The organism is Microbulbifer sp. SAOS-129_SWC, from assembly GCF_039696035.1.
Classification (GTDB): Bacteria; Pseudomonadota; Gammaproteobacteria; order Pseudomonadales; family Cellvibrionaceae; genus Microbulbifer.
The window spans coordinates 1,698,700-1,716,828 of the sequence record NZ_CP155567.1; the positions used below are offsets into that span (position 1 = coordinate 1,698,700).

At 59.4% G+C, this 18,129-nt stretch carries 11 protein-coding genes and 4 tRNA genes; 10 read left to right on the plus strand and 5 right to left on the minus strand.

The window, feature by feature from the left end; genetic code table 11:
• Positions 1-68: 68 nt before the first annotated feature.
• From ABDK11_RS07215 to ABDK11_RS07225, 3 genes are all read left to right on the plus strand, one after another.
• Positions 69-503 (plus strand): OsmC family protein, encoded by a 435-nt coding sequence (locus ABDK11_RS07215; RefSeq protein WP_346839620.1) that lies wholly within the window; start codon positions 69-71, stop codon positions 501-503.
• Positions 504-762: 259 nt separating this feature from the next.
• Positions 763-5,640 (plus strand): polymorphic toxin type 46 domain-containing protein, encoded by a 4,878-nt coding sequence (locus ABDK11_RS07220; protein WP_346839621.1) that lies wholly within the window; start codon positions 763-765, stop codon positions 5,638-5,640.
• 2 nt (positions 5,641-5,642) lie between these two features.
• Positions 5,643-5,912, plus strand: coding sequence for an immunity protein Tsi6 family protein (locus ABDK11_RS07225; protein ID WP_346839622.1), 270 nt, complete (start codon positions 5,643-5,645; stop codon positions 5,910-5,912).
• 513 nt (positions 5,913-6,425) lie between these two features.
• Here the strand turns inward: ABDK11_RS07225 and ABDK11_RS07230 are convergent.
• A complete protein-coding gene (locus tag ABDK11_RS07230) occupies positions 6,426-7,394 on the minus strand; it encodes an IS30 family transposase (RefSeq protein ID WP_346836609.1) in 969 nt (322 codons plus the stop codon).
• 169 nt (positions 7,395-7,563) lie between these two features.
• Between ABDK11_RS07230 and ABDK11_RS07235 the strand changes: the two genes are divergently transcribed.
• The 3 genes from ABDK11_RS07235 (at position 7,564) to ABDK11_RS07245 (ending at position 10,622) form a co-directional block, all read left to right on the plus strand.
• A complete protein-coding gene (locus ABDK11_RS07235; RefSeq protein WP_346839623.1) occupies positions 7,564-7,902 on the plus strand; it encodes a hypothetical protein in 339 nt (112 codons plus the stop codon).
• 159 nt (positions 7,903-8,061) lie between these two features.
• On the plus strand, positions 8,062-9,522 hold the full coding sequence (locus tag ABDK11_RS07240) for a BCCT family transporter (protein WP_346840184.1): 1,461 nt from the start codon (positions 8,062-8,064) through the stop codon (positions 9,520-9,522).
• Between the two features lie 125 nt (positions 9,523-9,647).
• On the plus strand, positions 9,648-10,622 hold the full coding sequence (locus ABDK11_RS07245; protein WP_346839624.1) for a hypothetical protein: 975 nt from the start codon (positions 9,648-9,650) through the stop codon (positions 10,620-10,622).
• 235 nt (positions 10,623-10,857) lie between these two features.
• Here ABDK11_RS07245 and ABDK11_RS07250 read toward each other — a convergent pair.
• A tRNA-Asp gene (locus ABDK11_RS07250) sits at positions 10,858-10,934 on the minus strand.
• Between the two features lie 47 nt (positions 10,935-10,981).
• Positions 10,982-11,057: transfer RNA gene (locus tag ABDK11_RS07255), tRNA-Val, on the minus strand.
• 172 nt (positions 11,058-11,229) lie between these two features.
• Here ABDK11_RS07255 and ABDK11_RS07260 point away from each other — a divergent pair.
• Positions 11,230-11,931 carry a DUF4197 domain-containing protein gene (locus ABDK11_RS07260; protein ID WP_346839625.1) on the plus strand — a complete coding sequence of 234 codons (702 nt, stop codon included), beginning with the start codon at positions 11,230-11,232 and terminating at the stop codon, positions 11,929-11,931.
• 344 nt (positions 11,932-12,275) lie between these two features.
• Here ABDK11_RS07260 and ABDK11_RS07265 read toward each other — a convergent pair.
• A tRNA-Asp gene (locus ABDK11_RS07265) sits at positions 12,276-12,352 on the minus strand.
• Positions 12,353-12,400: 48 nt separating this feature from the next.
• Positions 12,401-12,476 (minus strand) — tRNA-Val (locus ABDK11_RS07270).
• A 235-nt stretch (positions 12,477-12,711) separates the two neighbouring features.
• Here ABDK11_RS07270 and ABDK11_RS07275 point away from each other — a divergent pair.
• The 3 genes from ABDK11_RS07275 (at position 12,712) to smc (ending at position 18,109) form a co-directional block, all read left to right on the plus strand.
• Positions 12,712-13,209, plus strand: a complete 498-nt coding sequence (locus tag ABDK11_RS07275; protein WP_346839626.1) for a cytochrome c-type biogenesis protein — start codon at positions 12,712-12,714, stop codon at positions 13,207-13,209.
• Positions 13,202-14,443 carry a c-type cytochrome biogenesis protein CcmI gene (ccmI, locus tag ABDK11_RS07280; RefSeq protein WP_346839627.1) on the plus strand — a complete coding sequence of 414 codons (1,242 nt, stop codon included), beginning with the start codon at positions 13,202-13,204 and terminating at the stop codon, positions 14,441-14,443. Before ABDK11_RS07275 ends, ccmI begins: the two co-directional genes overlap by 8 nt.
• 162 nt (positions 14,444-14,605) lie before the next feature.
• Positions 14,606-18,109: a chromosome segregation protein SMC gene (smc, locus tag ABDK11_RS07285; protein WP_346839628.1), complete on the plus strand. Its 3,504-nt coding sequence runs from the start codon at positions 14,606-14,608 to the stop codon at positions 18,107-18,109.
• The last annotated feature ends 20 nt before the right edge of the window (positions 18,110-18,129 follow it).

Here is an 18,129-nt window from a genome sequence, read left to right on the forward strand (position 1 = left end):
GCGCGCTGACTTGCCGTTCGATTTGGCGACATCTAAGCTGAAGTGAGTTCTGTCAACGGAGTGTGTCCATGCAGAGTTTCCCGCACCACTACCGCGCTTCGGCCGGCGCCAGCCCTGAAGGAGAGGTTCGTGTAGCCGCCGATGGCCTGGAGACATTCCTGTCGCAGGCACCGGTTCAGTTCGGTGGCCCCGGTGACCACTGGTCGCCCGAGGACCTGCTGGTCGCTGCGGTGGCGGACTGTTTCGTACTTACCTTTCGCGCTATTGCCGAGTATTCCGGCCTGTCGTGGACAAAGCTCGATTGCAGCGTGGAGGGAACCCTGGACCGGGTGGAAGGGGCCACCCGCTTCACCGCCTTTGCCGTCGATGCCCGTCTCGACCTGCCCGACAACGAAGATGCGGACAAGGCGCACAAGCTGATGGAAAAGGCCGAGGCCAGCTGCCTGATTACCAATTCCCTGACGGCGGAGATAACGCTGTCGGTGTCTATCAACGCGGAATAGCGACGCCCGGGCCCGGGCTGGGAGTCAGGCATCCAGCCCGTAAATATGGCTGCCCAGGTTACCGCTCCCCATCAATCCAGCCGAATTAATTTTGCTAGCCAGCGCAATCGGCTGCGCTGTAATTGCGTGTAATTGTTCCGGCCCTGCCTTCAGGCAGATTTCTGCGATCTGTCACAGCGCGCGGCTTTGCCGCACACGCCAGTTAATTTAGAATTTGTCCCTCAGGGAATTCGCGCTTGCGCATTGAAAAGGATAATTCATGCAAATCTACGTCGAGAACCGGCGGGGCGTCCGCTATCGGGTAACCCGCGGCTGGATCAGTACACCGGAAGCATTCGAGAACATCACTGCATCGCAGTTGCTTTCCTCGTTCGATGAATCGGCGCTCGACCGCATCTACGACCAGTTCTTTGCCATCGACAAACGCAGCGTCGATCTCGGCAGCCCCCTCGATGGTATTCACTTCACCACTCTGGATCCTCTCACCGGCGCGCCGGGGCACTTTTCCGAGCGGCACCGGGAGATCTTTATCGCCGTGGCCCGACACCGCCTGTCGATCGAGGCCGCGCCTTTCCATGAGGGCGAGCTGGACGATCGCCAGTCGCTGTTGCGCAGCCGCATCCGCATGGGGCTGCAGAAAATCATTGCCGAGGAGCGTGCGGAAGCGGCGCGTATCGAAGCCGCGCAACAAAAGCGCAACGTGCTGGAAAAGGTCGGCGCTTATGCCGAACGCGGTGCTAGCGGCATTGGTAATGCGGCCTGGGGCCTTGCGGTGTGGGTCAAGGATATCGCCGAAGTCGCCGCGCTGATCAACCCGGTGCGCCAGAGCACCGAAGTGCTGCTGGGCGCTGCGCTGCACGACCGGAGTCCGCAGCAGTCGACGCTGGTCTATCTGGGCAAGGTCAAGAAGGAAGTGGTCGACGTGCTGGGCTTCGATCCCAGCAAGATCACGGTAGAACAGCTGGAACTGGCGTTCGAAGTCGCACACCTGATCTGCGACGATGCCGCACTGCGCAGCGATATCGCCCGTTTCGCCAAAGACTATGTCAAGGCGCAGCACAGCCTGGAAATTACCGAATTTGCTGGCGGGGGTGTGTTTGAAATCGTGCTCACCATCGTGCTGGCCGCCATCACCGGCGGTGCCGGTGCCGCTGCAGTGCTGGCCAAAAACGGCCGCCTGCTGACCCGCTTCCGCGGTATCGGTGAATTGATGGTGGATTTCGCCAAATACCAGAAGTCGCGCCGCGCGCTGGCGAAGAAAAGGGGGGCCAGGATCGACGGCACCAGCTTTGACAAACTGAAGTCCGAGGAGGTTGCCGCGCCGAAAGCGGCGGAACCACTCGCGTCGAAGCCAGCGGCAAAATCCGCGGGTGCTGGCGGCAAGGCCGGCGATGGGAAGTCTGGCGATGAAAAGCCCGGCGCGGACACTAAGGCGGCCAAGTCCAGTGAGCCGGACAGGTCTGGCGGCGAGACCGGCACCAACCAGAATGGCGACGCCAGCCAGTGCAATGCCACCGCCTGCGAGGGCGGTGAGCCGATCAACCTGAAAACCGGCGAAGAGCGGCTCACTCTGGTCGACGCGGTCCTCGACGGCCCGCTGCCGCTGACGGTAGCGCGTACCTATCGCAGTAGTAATCCGAAAGATTTCGGCCTGGGCCACGGCTGGACCCATACCCTCGGCGAGCGACTGGAGTGGCAGGGCGTCGGCAAGCCCCTGCGATTCCACGATGCCGAGGGGCGCGTTATCAGCTTACCGGCTCCGGGCGGCAGCGGTACCAGCCACAATGTGGTGGAACAGCTGAGCCTGACCCGCGTCGCGGATGATCACTGGATCATTGCGCCCTACGGCGCGCCCAGCGGTGTGCAGAAACACTTCAAACGCGCCGATCCCGCTGACAGCGATCTGTCCCTGGCGGAGATCCGCGACGGTTACGACAACAGCTACCGCTTCCACTATGTGCAGGGGCAGCTGATCTGCGTCGAGAGCAGTCTCGGTGAAGCCCTGCATATCGCGCCTGCCGATGGCCGTATCGGCACGCTGAAAAAAGAGACCCGCGACGGCCACATCTCCGAGCTGGCCAGTTACGAATACGACGATGCCGGCGATCTGGTGTGTGCCACCGATGCCGAGGGGTGCAGCGAGCACTACCGCTACCACCAGCATGTGATTGCCCAGCGCACACTGAAAAGCGGCTACAGCTTCCATTTCGAATGGGATGCCGAGGGCCCCGCTGCCCGCTGCGTGCGCCAGTGGGGTGATCCCATCGACGGCCAGCCCACCTACAGCTACCAGTTCGAATGGGATGACGACCGCAACGGCGTCACCGTCACCGACACGCGCGGTGGGCAGGAGCGCTATCGCTTCAACGAGCGCGCGCTGCCGATTTACCACCGCGACCCGGAAGGTGGCGAGACGTTGTACACCTACAACGCTCTCGGCCAGGTCACCGAAGTGCAGTTGCCCAGCGAGAATGGCATGGCGCGCCGCGAGGTCTACGCATACGACCGCTTTGGCCGCCTGGTAAAGAAAACCGACGTGGCCGGTGGTGAACACCGTATTGAGTACAACAGCGCCGGTCTGCCGGAAAAGATCACCGATCCTTCAGGGCGCAGCTGGCAGCGCCGTTACAACGCCAGTGGCCAGGTCACCGCTACCGTCGATCCGCTCGGCAACAGCACCCAGTACAGCTACAACCCCATCGGACTTGTCGGCGCGGTGACCGACCCGCTCGGCAACAGCACCCGCTACCTGTGGAGCCCCGAGGGTCGTCTCAGCGCCGTGCACGACGCCATGGGGCGCGCCCAGCACTATCGCTACGACAACGCCCGACGATTGATCGAAGTGCAGCACGGACCGGGACAGAGCACCTGCTACGAATACGACGCCGAGGATCGCATCAGTGCCGTCACCGCGCCCGACGGCGGCCGCACCCAGTATCGCTACAACCCGCAAGGGCTGGTGGCGGAGATCGTCGACGCCGAAGGGCGCAGCACGCGCTACGAATACGATGGCCTGAGCCAGGTAAAAGCGCGCACCAATCCCGACGGCAGCCGCCTGCAATACCACTACGATGGCGAGCGCAACCTGGTTGGCCTCACCAATGAGAAGGGCGAGCGCTACACGCTCAAATACGACCGCGCAGAACGCCTGATCGAGGAGATCGGCTTCGACGGCCGTATTACCCGCTACGCCTACAATCACGCCGGTCACCTGATCAGCAGCCGTGCAGTTACCGATCCGGACAGCGGCAAGGGCATCGACACTGCTTTCGAGCGCGACGGGTTCGGACGGCTGCTGGAAGAAGTCACCCCGGACGGCGCCACCCAGTTTCGCTACAACCGCAGCGGCCAGCTGGTGGAAGCGGAGAACGCGCAGCGCAAACTGCGCTGGGAATACGACGCCTGCGGTCGCGTTACCGCCGACTGGCAGGGGCAGGCGAAAATCCAGCACCGCTATGACGCTGCCGGCAATCGCACCGCCAGCACGCTGCCGGATGGCGAAGTGCTGAGCTTCGCCTACAACCCCGCCGGGCAGTTCGAAAGCCTGCACCGCCGCCCGGTCGATGCGCCGAGTGACCAGTTGCTGGCGATGATCGGCCGCGATGATCTCGGCCGCGAGATCCGCCGCCAGCACGGCAACGGCCTGGTCGGCGAACGCGACTACGACCCCCAGGGCCGCCTGCACAAGATGCGCCTGGGCAAATCCGCCGGCCCGGTCGCCGATCCCGTTCAAAAGCCATTGCACGAGCGCGGTTACCACTACACCCGCGTCGGCCAGCTGGCACAGATCGACGACAGCCTGCGTGGCACGCGCAAATACCACTACGACGCCCTCGACCGGCTGACCAAAGTGGACGGCCCCGATCCCGAGCATTTTGTGCACGACCCGGCCCACAATATCCTCGCCGCCGCCGGCAGTGCGGAAGAGGCTCAGCAGCAGGCCGACGCGACAAAGATAGCCGGTAACCGCCTGGCGTTCCGCGGCGATACCCACTACCGCTACGATATCCACGGCAACCGCATCGCCACCCTGCGCGGTAAAAACCAGAAACTCCAGACCCACTACCACTACAACAGCCGCCAGCAGCTGGTGCGCGTCGAACAGTTAAGAGTGGAAGAGGGCGGTGAAGCCCAGCTGCAGCGTGAAACCGCTTACCACTATGACCCGCTGGGACGCCGCATCGCCAAGCTGGACGACGACAGGCGAGTGGACTTCCTCTGGGATGGCGACGTCCTGCTGCGGGAACACACCCGCGACGCCGACACCGGCCAGGACCTGAAAGCGCGCACCTACTACTTCGAGCCCGGCACTTTCAAGCCGCTGGCGCTGAGTGAGGGTGGCGAGGTTTATTACTACCACCTGGATCATCTGGGGACGCCGGATGCGTTGACGAACGGTGCGGGGGATCTGGTCTGGAGTGTCAGCTACAGGACCTATGGCAATGTGGCGCTTGCGCACTGCGAGGAGATTGAGCAGCCGATCCGCTTTCAGGGGCAGTATTTTGATGGGGAGACCGGGCTGCATTACAATTTTTTCCGGTATTATGATCCGGTAATTGGGGGGTTTATTTCGCAAGACCCTGTAGGGCTTGCGGGGGGAATAAATAATTACTTTTATGTGGAAAATCCGGTTGAATGGGTTGACCCATATGGGCTAACAGCAGAAAAGGAGGCTGGGTCTCGGCAGTCTGATGCAGTAACTTCAGTTGCCAAGCAACGACAGCAGACAGCATTCAATTTTTATAAGGCTCAAGGCTTTCCTGAAGATGATATACCATCCCACTTGACAGGCATTGATTTCAGTAAACCGGTGGAGGTGACCAAGATCGAGGAAGGTACTATTGTATATCAATACCAGTCTCCAGGAGCTCCTCAAGGAAACTATTATTCAATTGATCCGAATGTCCAGCCTTCAGAGCTTGGGATTAGCCCGATGGGTACAAATCGAGCAATGAAAAGGGTGGAGCCAAAAATAAAAAGTTTATATGTTGTTACTGAAGATACTCCAGCGCTAAAAAGTACAGCAAAAGCCGTTGATGATTTTTGGTCTGTTAAAGGTGAAGTATATCCTGCAAAAGGTGGTGCCACCCAAATGTTTACTTCTAATAAAAGTTCGTTTGCGAAGCTTGGGGATTAAAGTTGGATAATATTAAAATTGTGAACGATGCGATAACTTTGACGGAGAGCCGGCTGAGAGATATTCCCGATTTCGGGATATACAAAAGTGTCCTTCGTCAGCTAAGTTACTTATTGTTGGTGTTGGAAGGTGGAGATGATAATGGGATGCTTGATAAGGTTATTGTTGGGCACTACGCAGTGCATGAATTTGAGGAAAGTGATCCTGAGCTTGCATCCCTATTGAAGAAATGTCAGAACATAGCGTTTAAGTTAAATCAAAGTGGTTGTTAGCGAGACATATTCATATTTGTTGGTTCAAGATGGCGAAGATTGGTACTTGACATTCTTCGCCGGCGGGCCGGTTGAAATAGATGTGTGTGTACTACTAACGAAAGAAGAGGTTTTAAGGGTTTCTGGGGATCAAAGTGAGGCTGCCCGTTTGGCCCAGGAGTTTCAGCAGGATAGATCTTTATTTGACGGGCGGAGAGTAATCCCCTCTGTAGTTTCGGGCAGAGGTGAAAGATCATCATAGTGATACTCAATGGGCCGTAGGTAATAGGTTGGGTGCAGAGATAGGCCATACCTGGCATCACAGTAGGCTAGAGGGTTGTAAATTAAATTGTGTAACTGCTCATGCACCGCACTCTGTACCGGAGGAGAGTTTATTCGAAATTCTGTGTCAGCGCTTGGCTTTATAGATTGATGTATTTCACCTGCTGCTCCAGAAGATCGTTTGCTGATCTTGATAATACTTTTCTTGTTCCGATTTATTTGACGCGGTTTCAAGTAATAACTGCAATTTCTTCATGCAGCGAGCAAATCGTCCCGCCGCCCCATAAATAGCTCATTTGGCGATCGTCCACCCCTGGTCGCTCTTGGTCTGCTGTTCAGGCGGTCCATGACAAACTGAACCTGCTCATCCGATACCGTACTGAAGTCCGTTCCCTTCGGGAAATATTGCCGAATAAGACCATTGGTATTTTCATTGATTCCACGCTCCCATGATGCATAGGGATGGGCAAAGTAAATATCCGCCTCCAGTCCTTTCGCGATCTCTTCATGACCGGCAAACTCAAGGCCATTGTCGAACGTGATTGTTTTGACTTTCTCCTTAAGGTGTACCATATGCGCAACCGCTGCAGCGGCGAGCAAGTCGGCTCTCTTGCCCGTCAGCAACACAATGACCGTATACAGCGATTTGCGCTCTACCAGGGTCAATAGCGCACCTTTGCGGCCTTTGCCGATGACTGTATCGCCTTCCCAGTCGCCAATTCGGTTACCCAGGTCAACAACCTCAGGGCGTTCATCAATACTCACTCTGTTCTTGATCTTGCCGCGTTGATCGTTGCTGCCGTAACGCTTGCGGTAGGGCTTTGACGCTACTCGCAGATGCGTATACAAATCGCCGCCATGAGCCTTGTCGGCATAGATCAGCTGATAAATTGTCTCATGATGTAAGGAAATACCCGTACACCGTTTCAGATAATCTGCTACCTGCTGCGGGCTTAACTCCTGCCGGAGCAGCGTTTCAATCTGATCACGTACCTCGTCCGTCACCTTCCGAGCCTTGTGGGCCCCATACCGTCTAACATTCGACAGCTTTTGAGCTTGCCCGGGCCGGTACCCTCGTAGCCCTTTGTTGCGACGCAGCTCTCGACAGATCGTAGAGGGATGCCTTTCCAGAAGTTCGGCAATCTCTATTTGCGAGTGCCCGGCTTTCTTCAGACTATAAATCTGGTATCGTTCGTTCTCGGTCAGCTGGTTGTAGCTCATCAGTGCTTTTCTCTTGGCGGGGAGAAGCGCCGACTCTACCAGCTGGCCTCTCTCTTACCAATTGCACTTATTATCCGAAACCGCGTGATATAGGTCGACAATTAAATTCTAAAATGCTGTTTGATTTTCGATCGGATTCGAGCGTAAACAATAATTAGAAGAGGGTTCAATGGTACAAGCGCTCATCGCCGGAGGAATAATCTACGGCCTGTTCAATTTCCTCGAACGCGGCAAAGACCGCGGTCTCGACGGTTTCACGTCAATCACCTTTGTGCTGGTTCCGGCACTACTGCTGTTCCTGATCACCCTCGGCTGGGGCTTTATTGGCCTGCCTCAAGCGTTTTTGTTGCCATTTGTGTCTCTCTATTTCCTGGTGCCCACGCTGATGCTGCGTTTGCAGTACCAGTTCGGCTGGAAGAATGCCTGCGGCTACGGTCTACTGGTGTTCGTGGTGGCAATGGCCGTGGATATCTTGCTATCGGTTGGTTTCTCGGCACTGCGGGGCTGATATTGTCTTTCACTTAAGGTCAAGGTGATCGGCGGCAGGCTGTCTCATTGCGCCGTTTAGTATGCTCAAAGAGTTTTCCGGGAGAGTACCATCGAGGATCGGTCTGAAACACATCTCTCCTTCTGGGGGCAGCTGAAACATATCACCTTCTGGCCTGCGCTGGTGGGTATCCTGTTGGTGTTGGCGGTGACCGCGGCAGATCAGCAGCAGTTTGTGGCGATCACTACCGCGATCAATGCCGCCATTATCGACAATTTCTCGTGGCTGTTCCTGTATGCCGCGGTCGCCTTACTGGGGTTGTGCCTGCTGGTCTATTTCTCGCCGCTGGGGCGCGTGCGGATCGGCGGAGCCGATGCCGAGCCGATCTATTCGCCATTTCGCTGGTTTGCGGTCTCCCTGACCACTGTCATTGCCATGGGCATTCTGTTCTGGGCGGTGGCGGAGCCGGTAGTACATTTTCGCCAGCCACCGGACTTTGCCGGCGTCGCCGCGGGTAGTGATGGTGCCATGCGCTTTGCGATGGCAACGGTATTTGTACACTGGACGCTTGCCCCCTATGCCATCTACACGGTGGCCGCGCTGACATTTGCGTTGGGGTTCTACAACTGTGGTCACGGCTTTTCGGTCGGAACGCTATTTCGCCCGCTACTGGGGCGACACCTGCGTCGGCCGGTGGCGGAAGCGATTGATGCGCTGGTGCTGTTTGCGGTGGTGGTTGGCATGTCGGCGGTGCTCAGTGCCGGGCTATTGCTGATCGGCGATGGGTTGCGGGCACTGTTTGCCATTCCGGCATCGCCGGGTGTCTATGCGGCGACCGCCGCTTTTATTGTCGGGGTCGCGCTGCTATCGGCCTCCAGTGGTCTGCGGCAGGGTATTCAGGTGCTGGCACGGATCAATACGGTGCTTTTTGTGTTGCTGATGCTGTATCTGCTGGTGGTGGGGCCGAGCGGGTTTATTGGTCGGGTAGGTGGCGAAGCGCTGCTGGATTATGTCGTGGACTTCTTTCCCCGCCAGTTATTGCTGGATGAGCCCGCCGGCAGTCGCTGGTCCGGCTGGTGGACCACGGCCTTCTACGCCAGCTGGTTTGCCTGGGCGCCGTTGTCGTGCCTGTTTCTGGGCAAGATCGCCCGGGGTTATACCGTGCGGCAGTTTATCCGGGTGAACCTGCTGCTGCCGTCGTTGTTCAGTATCCTGTGGTTTTGCGCGTTCGGCTTGTCCGCGCTGTATTTTGATGCGCAGACTGGTGGCGGTATGTTTGCGGTTTACCGCGAACAGGGACTGTCAGCGATGGCGTATCAGCTGTTCGGCTACTTTCCCGGTGCTTACCTTTTAAGCCTGTTTTTTATTTTTGCCTGCTTTATTTCCTTCATTACAGCCACGGACTCCAATACCGATGCGATTGGCGGTCTCTGTATGCGGTCGGTGGATGCCACGCATTTGAGTTCGCCGTTTGGTGTGAAGTTTCTGTGGGCCGGGTTGATTGGTGTGGTGGGGTGGTGCAGTGCGACTTATCTGGGGAGTGATGGGATTAAGATGTTGGCAAATCTGGCGGGGTTGCCTGGGGTTTTGATTGTTTTGGGGGCCGGGGCTAGTCTCGTAATAATGACTCTTAGGCGGTAGAACGCTGGGGTTTAACGGTAACTTGAAAAGCTTTGGGAGTGTCATCTTATTACTGAAATTCTGTATGTCCTGGACTAATACTCCCTAGTCTGATAAGTAGAGCAAGTTGTCAAAATGTGATATTCATGGATGACGCCTTTATGATCACTCATAAAATCCTCTCTCTGGGGAAAGATAGGCATGGTTTTCGCTGGTGTGCCATGGAAATAATGGCGGAAAGTTTTAGTAGGTCAGTAATTGAAGGGGTTGTTGAATATTTAATTGAGAATGTCCATAAATTTTGGGGTAAAGCTTCTCTTGAGCAAGATGCGATTTATCCCATATTTTTGGTTTTGCCGGACGGACTTAAGATTTCAGAAAAGCTATTGTGGCAGCATCTAGCTGAGTCTAGCGAGCGTGCTCCCGAGCTAGTTGTGGCATATGTGGAGCGGCTCGATCGTTTGTTGTCTGGGGGAGGGCGCGAAAGTTTTTATAATGATGAGCGGCATTTTGTCGGTGCGCATGCTGTCTTTAGTGTGTTGGATTATTTGTATTCATGTGACAAGTTTTTTGAGCGGGATAATATTTCTGTATTCGATGCATTTTACCGATATTTAAACCTGTGTGATATGGATCACGAGGTTCATGAGGATGGCTACATAATTAAGGTTCTGAGTGCCTTGGGGGGCTTCGATGAAAATCGATACTTTCAGCTTTTGAATTTTCGTCTCACCACAGGGCAACACCACCTTTCAGCCCGTACTTTTGCCGATCTCAATGGCTTTGTGGGCCGCAGGGGTAAGTTGAAAAAACTAGTTGATTACCACTTGAAATATTCCCGTAAGAATGGTGGCTCATGGGATCTCGAAGATTATGTCTATTTACTCTCGGCGGTTTATGGTGGTGATGATCAGCGTGTAGCGGATGTTTTGGAGTATGTGGGCATGGGGGCCCTGGATTTCAGGTCGGGTATTCGCTCGAACGAGGGGCGATGGCGATACATAAATCGAATGAGGGAGGATTGTGAGCAGTATCGGACTTTCTGTTCTCCGCATAAAGGTTTCATCGATTCCGGGTTTCACAAATTTGATCAAGAGAAGAAGGTCTGGTTGGAAAAGTGAGTGGATTCCAAGCGCGTAAGTTAATGCTCGGAGTGGCTGTCGCGGATTAGGGGAGAGGGTGGGGAGTGATCGCTAACCCTTGCGAAAGGCGGGGCTGATCCGGGCCGTCTAAGTTCTCACTCTACGGCGTTGTTGCTGCACGCCGGCATTCAAAACTAGCCTAAACAGTTTTGTCGTACGCCGATCAACCACATACAAAAAAGCCCCGCTCTTGCGAGCAGGGCTTTTTTGTATGTGGCGGACCGGACGGGACTCGAACCCGCGACCTCCGGCGTGACAGGCCGGCATTCTAACCAACTGAACTACCGGTCCGCAGTTCTCGCACTTTCCCAATTTATCCTGCCGGGCAGGGAGGGAAGTGGTGGGTGGTACAGGGGTCGAACCTGTGACCTACGCCTTGTAAGGGCGCCGCTCTACCAACTGAGCTAACCACCCGTCGAGGGCTGCGTATCTTAATGGATAATTTTTTCCCGTCAACGCCTGAATGGGATTATTTTTCTGCAATTGTCATTCTCTTCCTGTGGCGGCCGCCAAGCGGGAAGCGGGTCACTGCCGTTTGGGCATAGCTGCGGTAGTATGGGGGCCTGTATCAATCGGGAGAGCATCGATGAACAAGTACTGGTTACTGGCCGGGGCGCTGGTGTTGGGCGGCTGTCAGAATATGGAAGCGGTGAGCCCCTGGGTGGATGTGGGCAACCAGATCGCGAAGAACGCCGGTTACGATACGGACTCGCGCCTGGCGCGGGGTATCAAGGATGTGCTCTACACCAGCACCGACCGCGCCAGCGCGGCGCTGTCGCAGTCCGGGGCCTTCCATCTGCAGCTGCCCGCGTCGGTGCAGCCGCTGGCCAGGACTCTGCGCCAGTATGGGCTCGGCAGCTATGTGGACCAGCTGGAGCTGGCGATGAATCGCGGTGCAGAGCAGGCGGCGGCCGAATCGGCGCCGGTATTCAAGCAGGCGATCACCGGGATGAGTGTCAACGATGCGCTGGGGATTGTCCGCGGCAGTGATACCGCCGCGACCGATTACTTCCGCGGCCAGACCGAAAGTGCGCTGCACGCCCGCTACCAGCCGATCGTTGAGGCGAACCTGCGCAAAACCGGGTTCTACGATCAGTACAAGAGCATGCTGGCGGCTTACAACAAGTTGCCGATTGCGAACAAGCCGAGCATGGATCTGGAAGGGTATGTGGTCGATAGCAGCATGTCTGCGCTGTTCGGACGGATTGGCAGGGAAGAGGCGCTGATTCGCAAGGATCCGGTGGCGCGGGGTAGTGTGCTGATTGGGCAGGTTTTTGGGGAGGGGTGAGGTTTTGCCTTTTCTTGAGCTGTTGCCGAGTTAGGTTGGCAGAGCTTGCTTAACGGTTTCGGAGAGTTCGTTTAAGTGAAAAAGCCCGCTGGCGCGAGCTTTGCTTTTTACCTGTCCCGTACGGGACTGATGAGCGCGGTGACTCGCCGCATCCCTGCGGCTCGGCCTTCGGCCAGCTGAAGCTGCCCAAATCCACTCCCGGCGGATTTGTCCATGGCCCTCGCCCTGCGGGCGCCTTCGGCGTCCAAAATTGCTCCCGGCAATTTTGTCGAACGGGGGTTCTTGCACGCCGATCAACCATATACAAAAAAGGCCCACACTTTCGTGTGGGCCTTTTTTGTATATGGCGGACCGGACGGGACTCGAACCCGCGACCTCCGGCGTGACAGGCCGGCATTCTAACCAACTGAACTACCGGTCCGCATTCCTGATCTCCCTTTGAGATTCTGCCAGGCAGATGAAAGGGAAGTGGTGGGTGGTACAGGGGTCGAACCTGTGACCTACGCCTTGTAAGGGCGCCGCTCTACCAACTGAGCTAACCACCCCGCGTCAGGAGCTGCGTATCTTAATGATATTTTTTGCCCCGTCAACGCCCTGTGCGAAAATTTTTTTGTCTTTCAATGGGTTATCCGCAGATGACGGGCCTGTGGGGGCGCAAAACAAGGTGTTAGCCGAGTGGTTGGCACTGTTATAATCGCGCAAATTTCCGGCGGACGAACAATCGTGAAAAACCCTGACAAGAGGTCGCGGTGGCCGGCGCTGGTGGCGGCGCTTCTGTGTATGTTGTGCTTCTGGCTGGTGCCGTTTATCGAGGCCGAGGCGGCGGTGGAAGTGGAGCAGCTGTCCAGCCCCGATCTGGAGGCACGTTACCACGTGCTGATCGAGGAGATGCGCTGCCCCAAATGCCAGAACGAGAATCTGGCCGGTTCCGATTCGCCGGTGGCGGGAGATTTGCGCCGCGAGATCCGCCGGCTGCTGGAGCAGGGTTCCAGCGATGCCGAAATCAAAGACTACATGGTGGCGCGTTACGGCGATTTTGTGCTCTATCGTCCCCCGTTGCAGCGGAACACCCTGGCGCTGTGGTTGGCCCCGGGCGTGTTTGCGGCCATCGGGCTGCTGGCGTTGGTCACTATCGTGATGCGTTCGCGCAGCGGGCGCGGAGTGCGCCAGGACGACGCCGGAACCGAACTGACGGCAGAGGAGCGCCGGCGCCTGCAGGCACTGCTGGGCGAGGATGGCGACATGACGGGCAAGAGCGGGAGCAAAGACCATGACTGAGCTGTGGCTGGGCCTGGCCCTGTTTGTGTTGCCACTCGCGTGCGTTTTGCTGTGGCCCGCGCTGCGTGGTGCTGGAGCGCAGCGCAGCGCAGCGGAGAGCAAGCGTGCGGCGCTCGCGACCCTTTACCGGGAGCAGCGCGCAGAGCTGCAGTCGGCGCGGGACAGCGGTGCGCTGGACCAGCGCCAGTTCACCGAGCTGGAAGCGGAAATGGGGCGCAATCTGCTGGCGGCCGAGGCGTCGCTGCAAAGCGGCGGCCCTGCCCGCGGCGGTCGTGGCCTGTTGTTCGCGCTGGCGGCACTGTTGCCGCTGGCAGCGCTGGGGATCTATTTCAGCTCCGACCATATCGATGATCTGCGCCTGTACCGCGAAGTGCAGGCCAGTCACCAGGGCAAGACCACCGCTGCCGACGAGGCGCGCCTGACCCGCCAGCTGAAGGCGCGGGTCGAGAGCCATCCAGACGATCTCACCAGCCGCTACGTACTCGCCCAGCGCTTATTGGTTGCTGGCGACCTGAGCGGCGCGGTGGAATCCTACCGCTATGTGGTGCAGCGCTCGCCGGAGGCCGCCGGAGTCAAGGCGGAGCTGGCCCAGGCGCTGTTTTTCGCCGCCGGTTCCAGAATCACCAACGAAGTGCGGCAGCTGACCGACGAAGTGCTGGAAATACAGCCGAATAACGGCACTGCCCTCGGGCTGGCGGGCATCGCCGCCTTCGATCGCAAGGACTACCGCGCCGCGCGGGATCACTGGAAGCGTGCGCTGGTGCAGCTGAGCCCCGACTCCGCCGCCGCCCAGGCGCTGGCCGCCGGTGTGCAGCGCGCGGAAAAGGCGCTGGCGGACAGTGGTCAGCCCGCGGCGGAGACGGTAGCGAGCAGCGCGGCGCCGGCGGCGGCCAATGGCCCGTCCATTCGCCTCCATGTCAGTCTCGGCGAGGGTATCGAGGCCAAGCCGGATACCCCGGTGTTCGTTTACGCCCGCGGTGCCGACAGCCCCATGCCGCTGGCCATTGTGCGCCTGCGCGCGCAGCAGCTGCCGGCGGACGTGGTGCTCGACAAGTCACGCGCGATGATGCCGAGCCGCTCCATCGCCGGCGCCGACGCCGTGGAGCTGGTGGCGCGGCTGGCGGTGCATGGCGATGCGCGCCCCGCTCCGGGTGACTGGCAGGGCAGTATCGAGTCGCTGCCGAAGGCCAGCTGGGGTGAGCCGCAGACAATCGTTATCGATCGCCAGCTGTAGGATTCTGCCCTGCGGGCGAAGCGGCGCGTTTGCTGTTCGCCAGCGGGGCCGGCCGGTCATTCCCCCGGCAAAAATTTGCGCTGAAAGCGCCGTCGGCGCCATGTACAATGGACGGTTTGGTGAGCCGGCCGGCACAAAACAAATACCGAGTTTAAAAAATACATGCGTCTGAAGTGCATCAAGCTTGCGGGTTTCAAATCCTTCGTTGACCCGACCACCGTCTACTTCCCGTCCAACCTCAGTGCCGTGGTAGGCCCCAACGGCTGTGGCAAATCCAACACCATTGATGCGGTGCGCTGGGTGATGGGCGAATCGTCCGCGAAGAACCTGCGCGGCGACTCCATGACCGATGTCATCTTCAACGGCTCCAGTGGCCGCAAGCCGGTGGGCCAGGCCTCCATCGAACTGGTGTTCGACAACTCCGACGGCAAGCTCACCGGTCCCTACGCCGGCTTCGCCGAGGTCTCGGTCAAGCGCAAGGTAACCCGCGACGGTCAGAACAACTACTACCTGAACGGCGACAAGTGCCGCCGCCGCGACGTGACCGACCTGTTCCTGGGCACCGGCCTGGGCCCGCGCAGTTACGCCATCATCGAGCAGGGCATGATCTCCAAGCTGATCGAGGCCAAGCCCGAAGAGCTGCGCGTTTTTATCGAGGAAGCCGCTGGCATCTCCAAGTACAAGGAGCGCCGCCGCGACACCGAAAACCGTATGCGTCGCACCAAGGAGAACCTGGAGCGCCTCACCGATATCCGCGATGAACTCGAACGCCAGCTGTCGCGCCTCGAACGCCAGGCCGCCGCGGCGGAGAAGTACAGCCGCTTCAAGGAAGAGGAGCGCAGCCACAAGGCGCACTTGCAGGCGCTGAAATACCGCGACCTGAACGACCAGGCCAAGGCCAAGCAGCAGCAGATCTCCGAGCTGGAACTCACCGTGGAAGAGCTGGTGACCCGCCAGGTGAGCTGCGACACCGATATCGAGCAGAAGCGCGTGGGTTACCACGAGCTGTCTGACGGCTTCAATGAGGTGCAGGGCCGCTTCTATGCCGTGGGCGCGGATATCGCGCGCCTCGAACAGAGCATTGCCCACGCGCGCGAGCGCAACACCCGCCTGCAGTCCGACCTGCAGCAGACCCAGCAGGAGTTCGGCGAGGCGGAAGCCGGGCTGGAGACGGATCAGGAAAAGGCCGCCCAGTTCGAGGAAGAGCTGACCGTGATCCTGCCGGACCTGGAAATGGTCCAGGCCGCCGAGGAAGAATCCGCCACCGCACTGCAGACTGCCGAAGAGGCGATGGGCGACTGGCAAAACGAATGGGACCAGTTCAACCAGGGCGCCTCCGGCTCGCGCCAGAAGGCCGAGGTGCAGCAGTCGCGCATCCAGCACCTGGAAACCTCGCGCCAGCGCCTGCAGGAGCGCATCAACAAGCTGCAGGCCGAACAGAGCGGCCTGGCTGAAGGCGGCGACGACGGCGAGACCGAACAGCTGAACGAGCAGCTGGCCGAGCTGGAGCTGCAGGCCGGCGAGCGCCGCGAGACGGCGGCGGAGAAGAACGAACAACTGGCCGCGCTGCGCGATCGCGAGCGCGAGACTGCCGCCGAGCTGGACCAGCTGCGCCTGCAGCTGCAGACCAGCCGCGGCCGCCAGGCCTCCCTCGAGGCGCTGCAGCAGGCGGCGCTGGGGCAGGGTAAGGCGGTCGAAAACTGGCTGCAACAGCAGGCGCTGGCCGACAAGCCGCGCCTGGCGGACCAGGTGTCCGCCAAGGCCGGCTGGGAAACTGCGGTAGAGACTGTGCTCGGCGCCCAGCTGCAGGCGGTCTGCGTCGACCGGCTGGAGAGTCTCAGCGAGAGCCTGGGGGCGCTGGAGAGCGGCCAGGCGGTATTTATCGATGGCGGCAGCGTCAGTGCTGCCGCCACTGGCAGCCTGCCGGCGCTGGCGGATCAGGTCGAGGGTTCAGATGCGCTGGCCGGTATCCTCGCCGGCATCTACACCGCCGAGGACCTGACTGCTGCGCTGGCGCAGCGGGCACAGCTGCAAGCGCACGAATCCATTGTCACCCGCGATGGCCTGTGGCTCGGTCCGAACTGGCTGCGTGTCAGTCGCGCCTCCGACGCCGAATCGGGCGTGCTGGCGCGCAAGCAGGAACTGGAAGAGCTGGAGCAATCTCTGGCCGCCACCGAAGAGCAGATCGAGAGCCTCAGCGAACAGCGCGAGTCGCTGCGCCTGGAGATCGGCGATCTGGAGCGCACCATCGAAGAGGCCCGCAACGAGGCCGAGCAGCTGGGCCGGCGCGAATCAGAGCTGCGCAGCCAGCTGTCCGCGCGCCGCGCCCGCGCCGAGCAGATGAACGAGCGCCGCAGCCGTGTCGAGCAGGAAATTGTCGAAGTGCGCGAGCAGCTGGAGCTGGAGGGGGAATCCCTGTCCGAGGCGCGCATGCTGCTGGAGGAAGCGGTCGGGGCGATGAGCGACGATACCGACCGCCGCGAAACGTTGCTGGCCCGCCGCGACGAATTGCGCGAGGCGCTGGATGCAGCGCGCAGCCGCGCCCGCGAAGACAAGGACCGCGCCCACGAACTGGCCATGCGCGAGCAGTCAGTGCGCACCCAGATGATGTCGCTGGAGCGCACCCTGCAGGTGATGCGCGAGCAGCTGGAGCGCCTGCGCAGCCGCCGCGAGCTGCTGCAGGAACAGATGGAAGAGACCCAGGATCCGTCGCAGGATTTCCAGGCCGAACTGGAAGAGAAGCTGGCCGAGCGCCTGGACGTGGAGACCGAACTTTCCGCGGCGCGCAAGAAGCTCGAGGAAGTGGAGAGCGGCCTGCGCGAACAGGAGCAGGAGCGCCACAAGGTCGAGTCGGCGCTGCAGGGCGTGCGCGCGCAACTGGAGCAGGAGCGCCTCGGCGCGCAGACGCTGGAGGTGCAGCGCAACGGCTTGGTGGAGCAACTGAAGGAATCCGATCACGAGGTCGAACAGGTACTCGAAGAGCTGCCCGGCGATCTGACCATCGAGCATGTGCAGCAGGAACTGGAACTGGTGGCCGCGCGCATCTCGCGCCTCGGTGCCATCAACCTGGCCGCCATCGACGAGTACAAGCAGGAGTCCGAGCGCAAGGAGTACCTGGACCGCCAGTACGGCGACCTGATGGACGCGCTGGAAACCCTGGAAAATGCCATCAAGAAAATCGACCGCGAGACCCGCACCCGCTTCAAGGAAACCTTCGATCAGGTCAACAGCGGCCTGCAGGAGCTGTTCCCGAAAGTGTTCGGCGGCGGTCACGCCTATCTGGAACTGACCGGCGAGGATCTGCTGGATACCGGCATCGCGATCATGGCGCGCCCGCCGGGCAAGCGCAACAGCACCATCCACCTGCTGTCGGGCGGGGAGAAGGCGCTCACCGCGATCGCGCTGGTATTCTCGATTTTCCGCCTCAATCCGGCGCCTTTCTGTATGCTGGACGAGGTGGACGCACCGCTGGACGATGCCAACGTCGGTCGCTACGCGCGTATGGTGCAGGAGATGTCCGCGCACGTGCAGTTCATCTATATTACTCACAACAAGATTGCCATGGAGATGGCCGACCAGTTGTTGGGGGTTACCATGCACGAGCCGGGCGTCTCACGCCTGGTATCGGTCAATGTGGAAGAGGCCGCAGAGCTGGCATCCGCGTAAGCGGCGTAAGGGAGAGACGC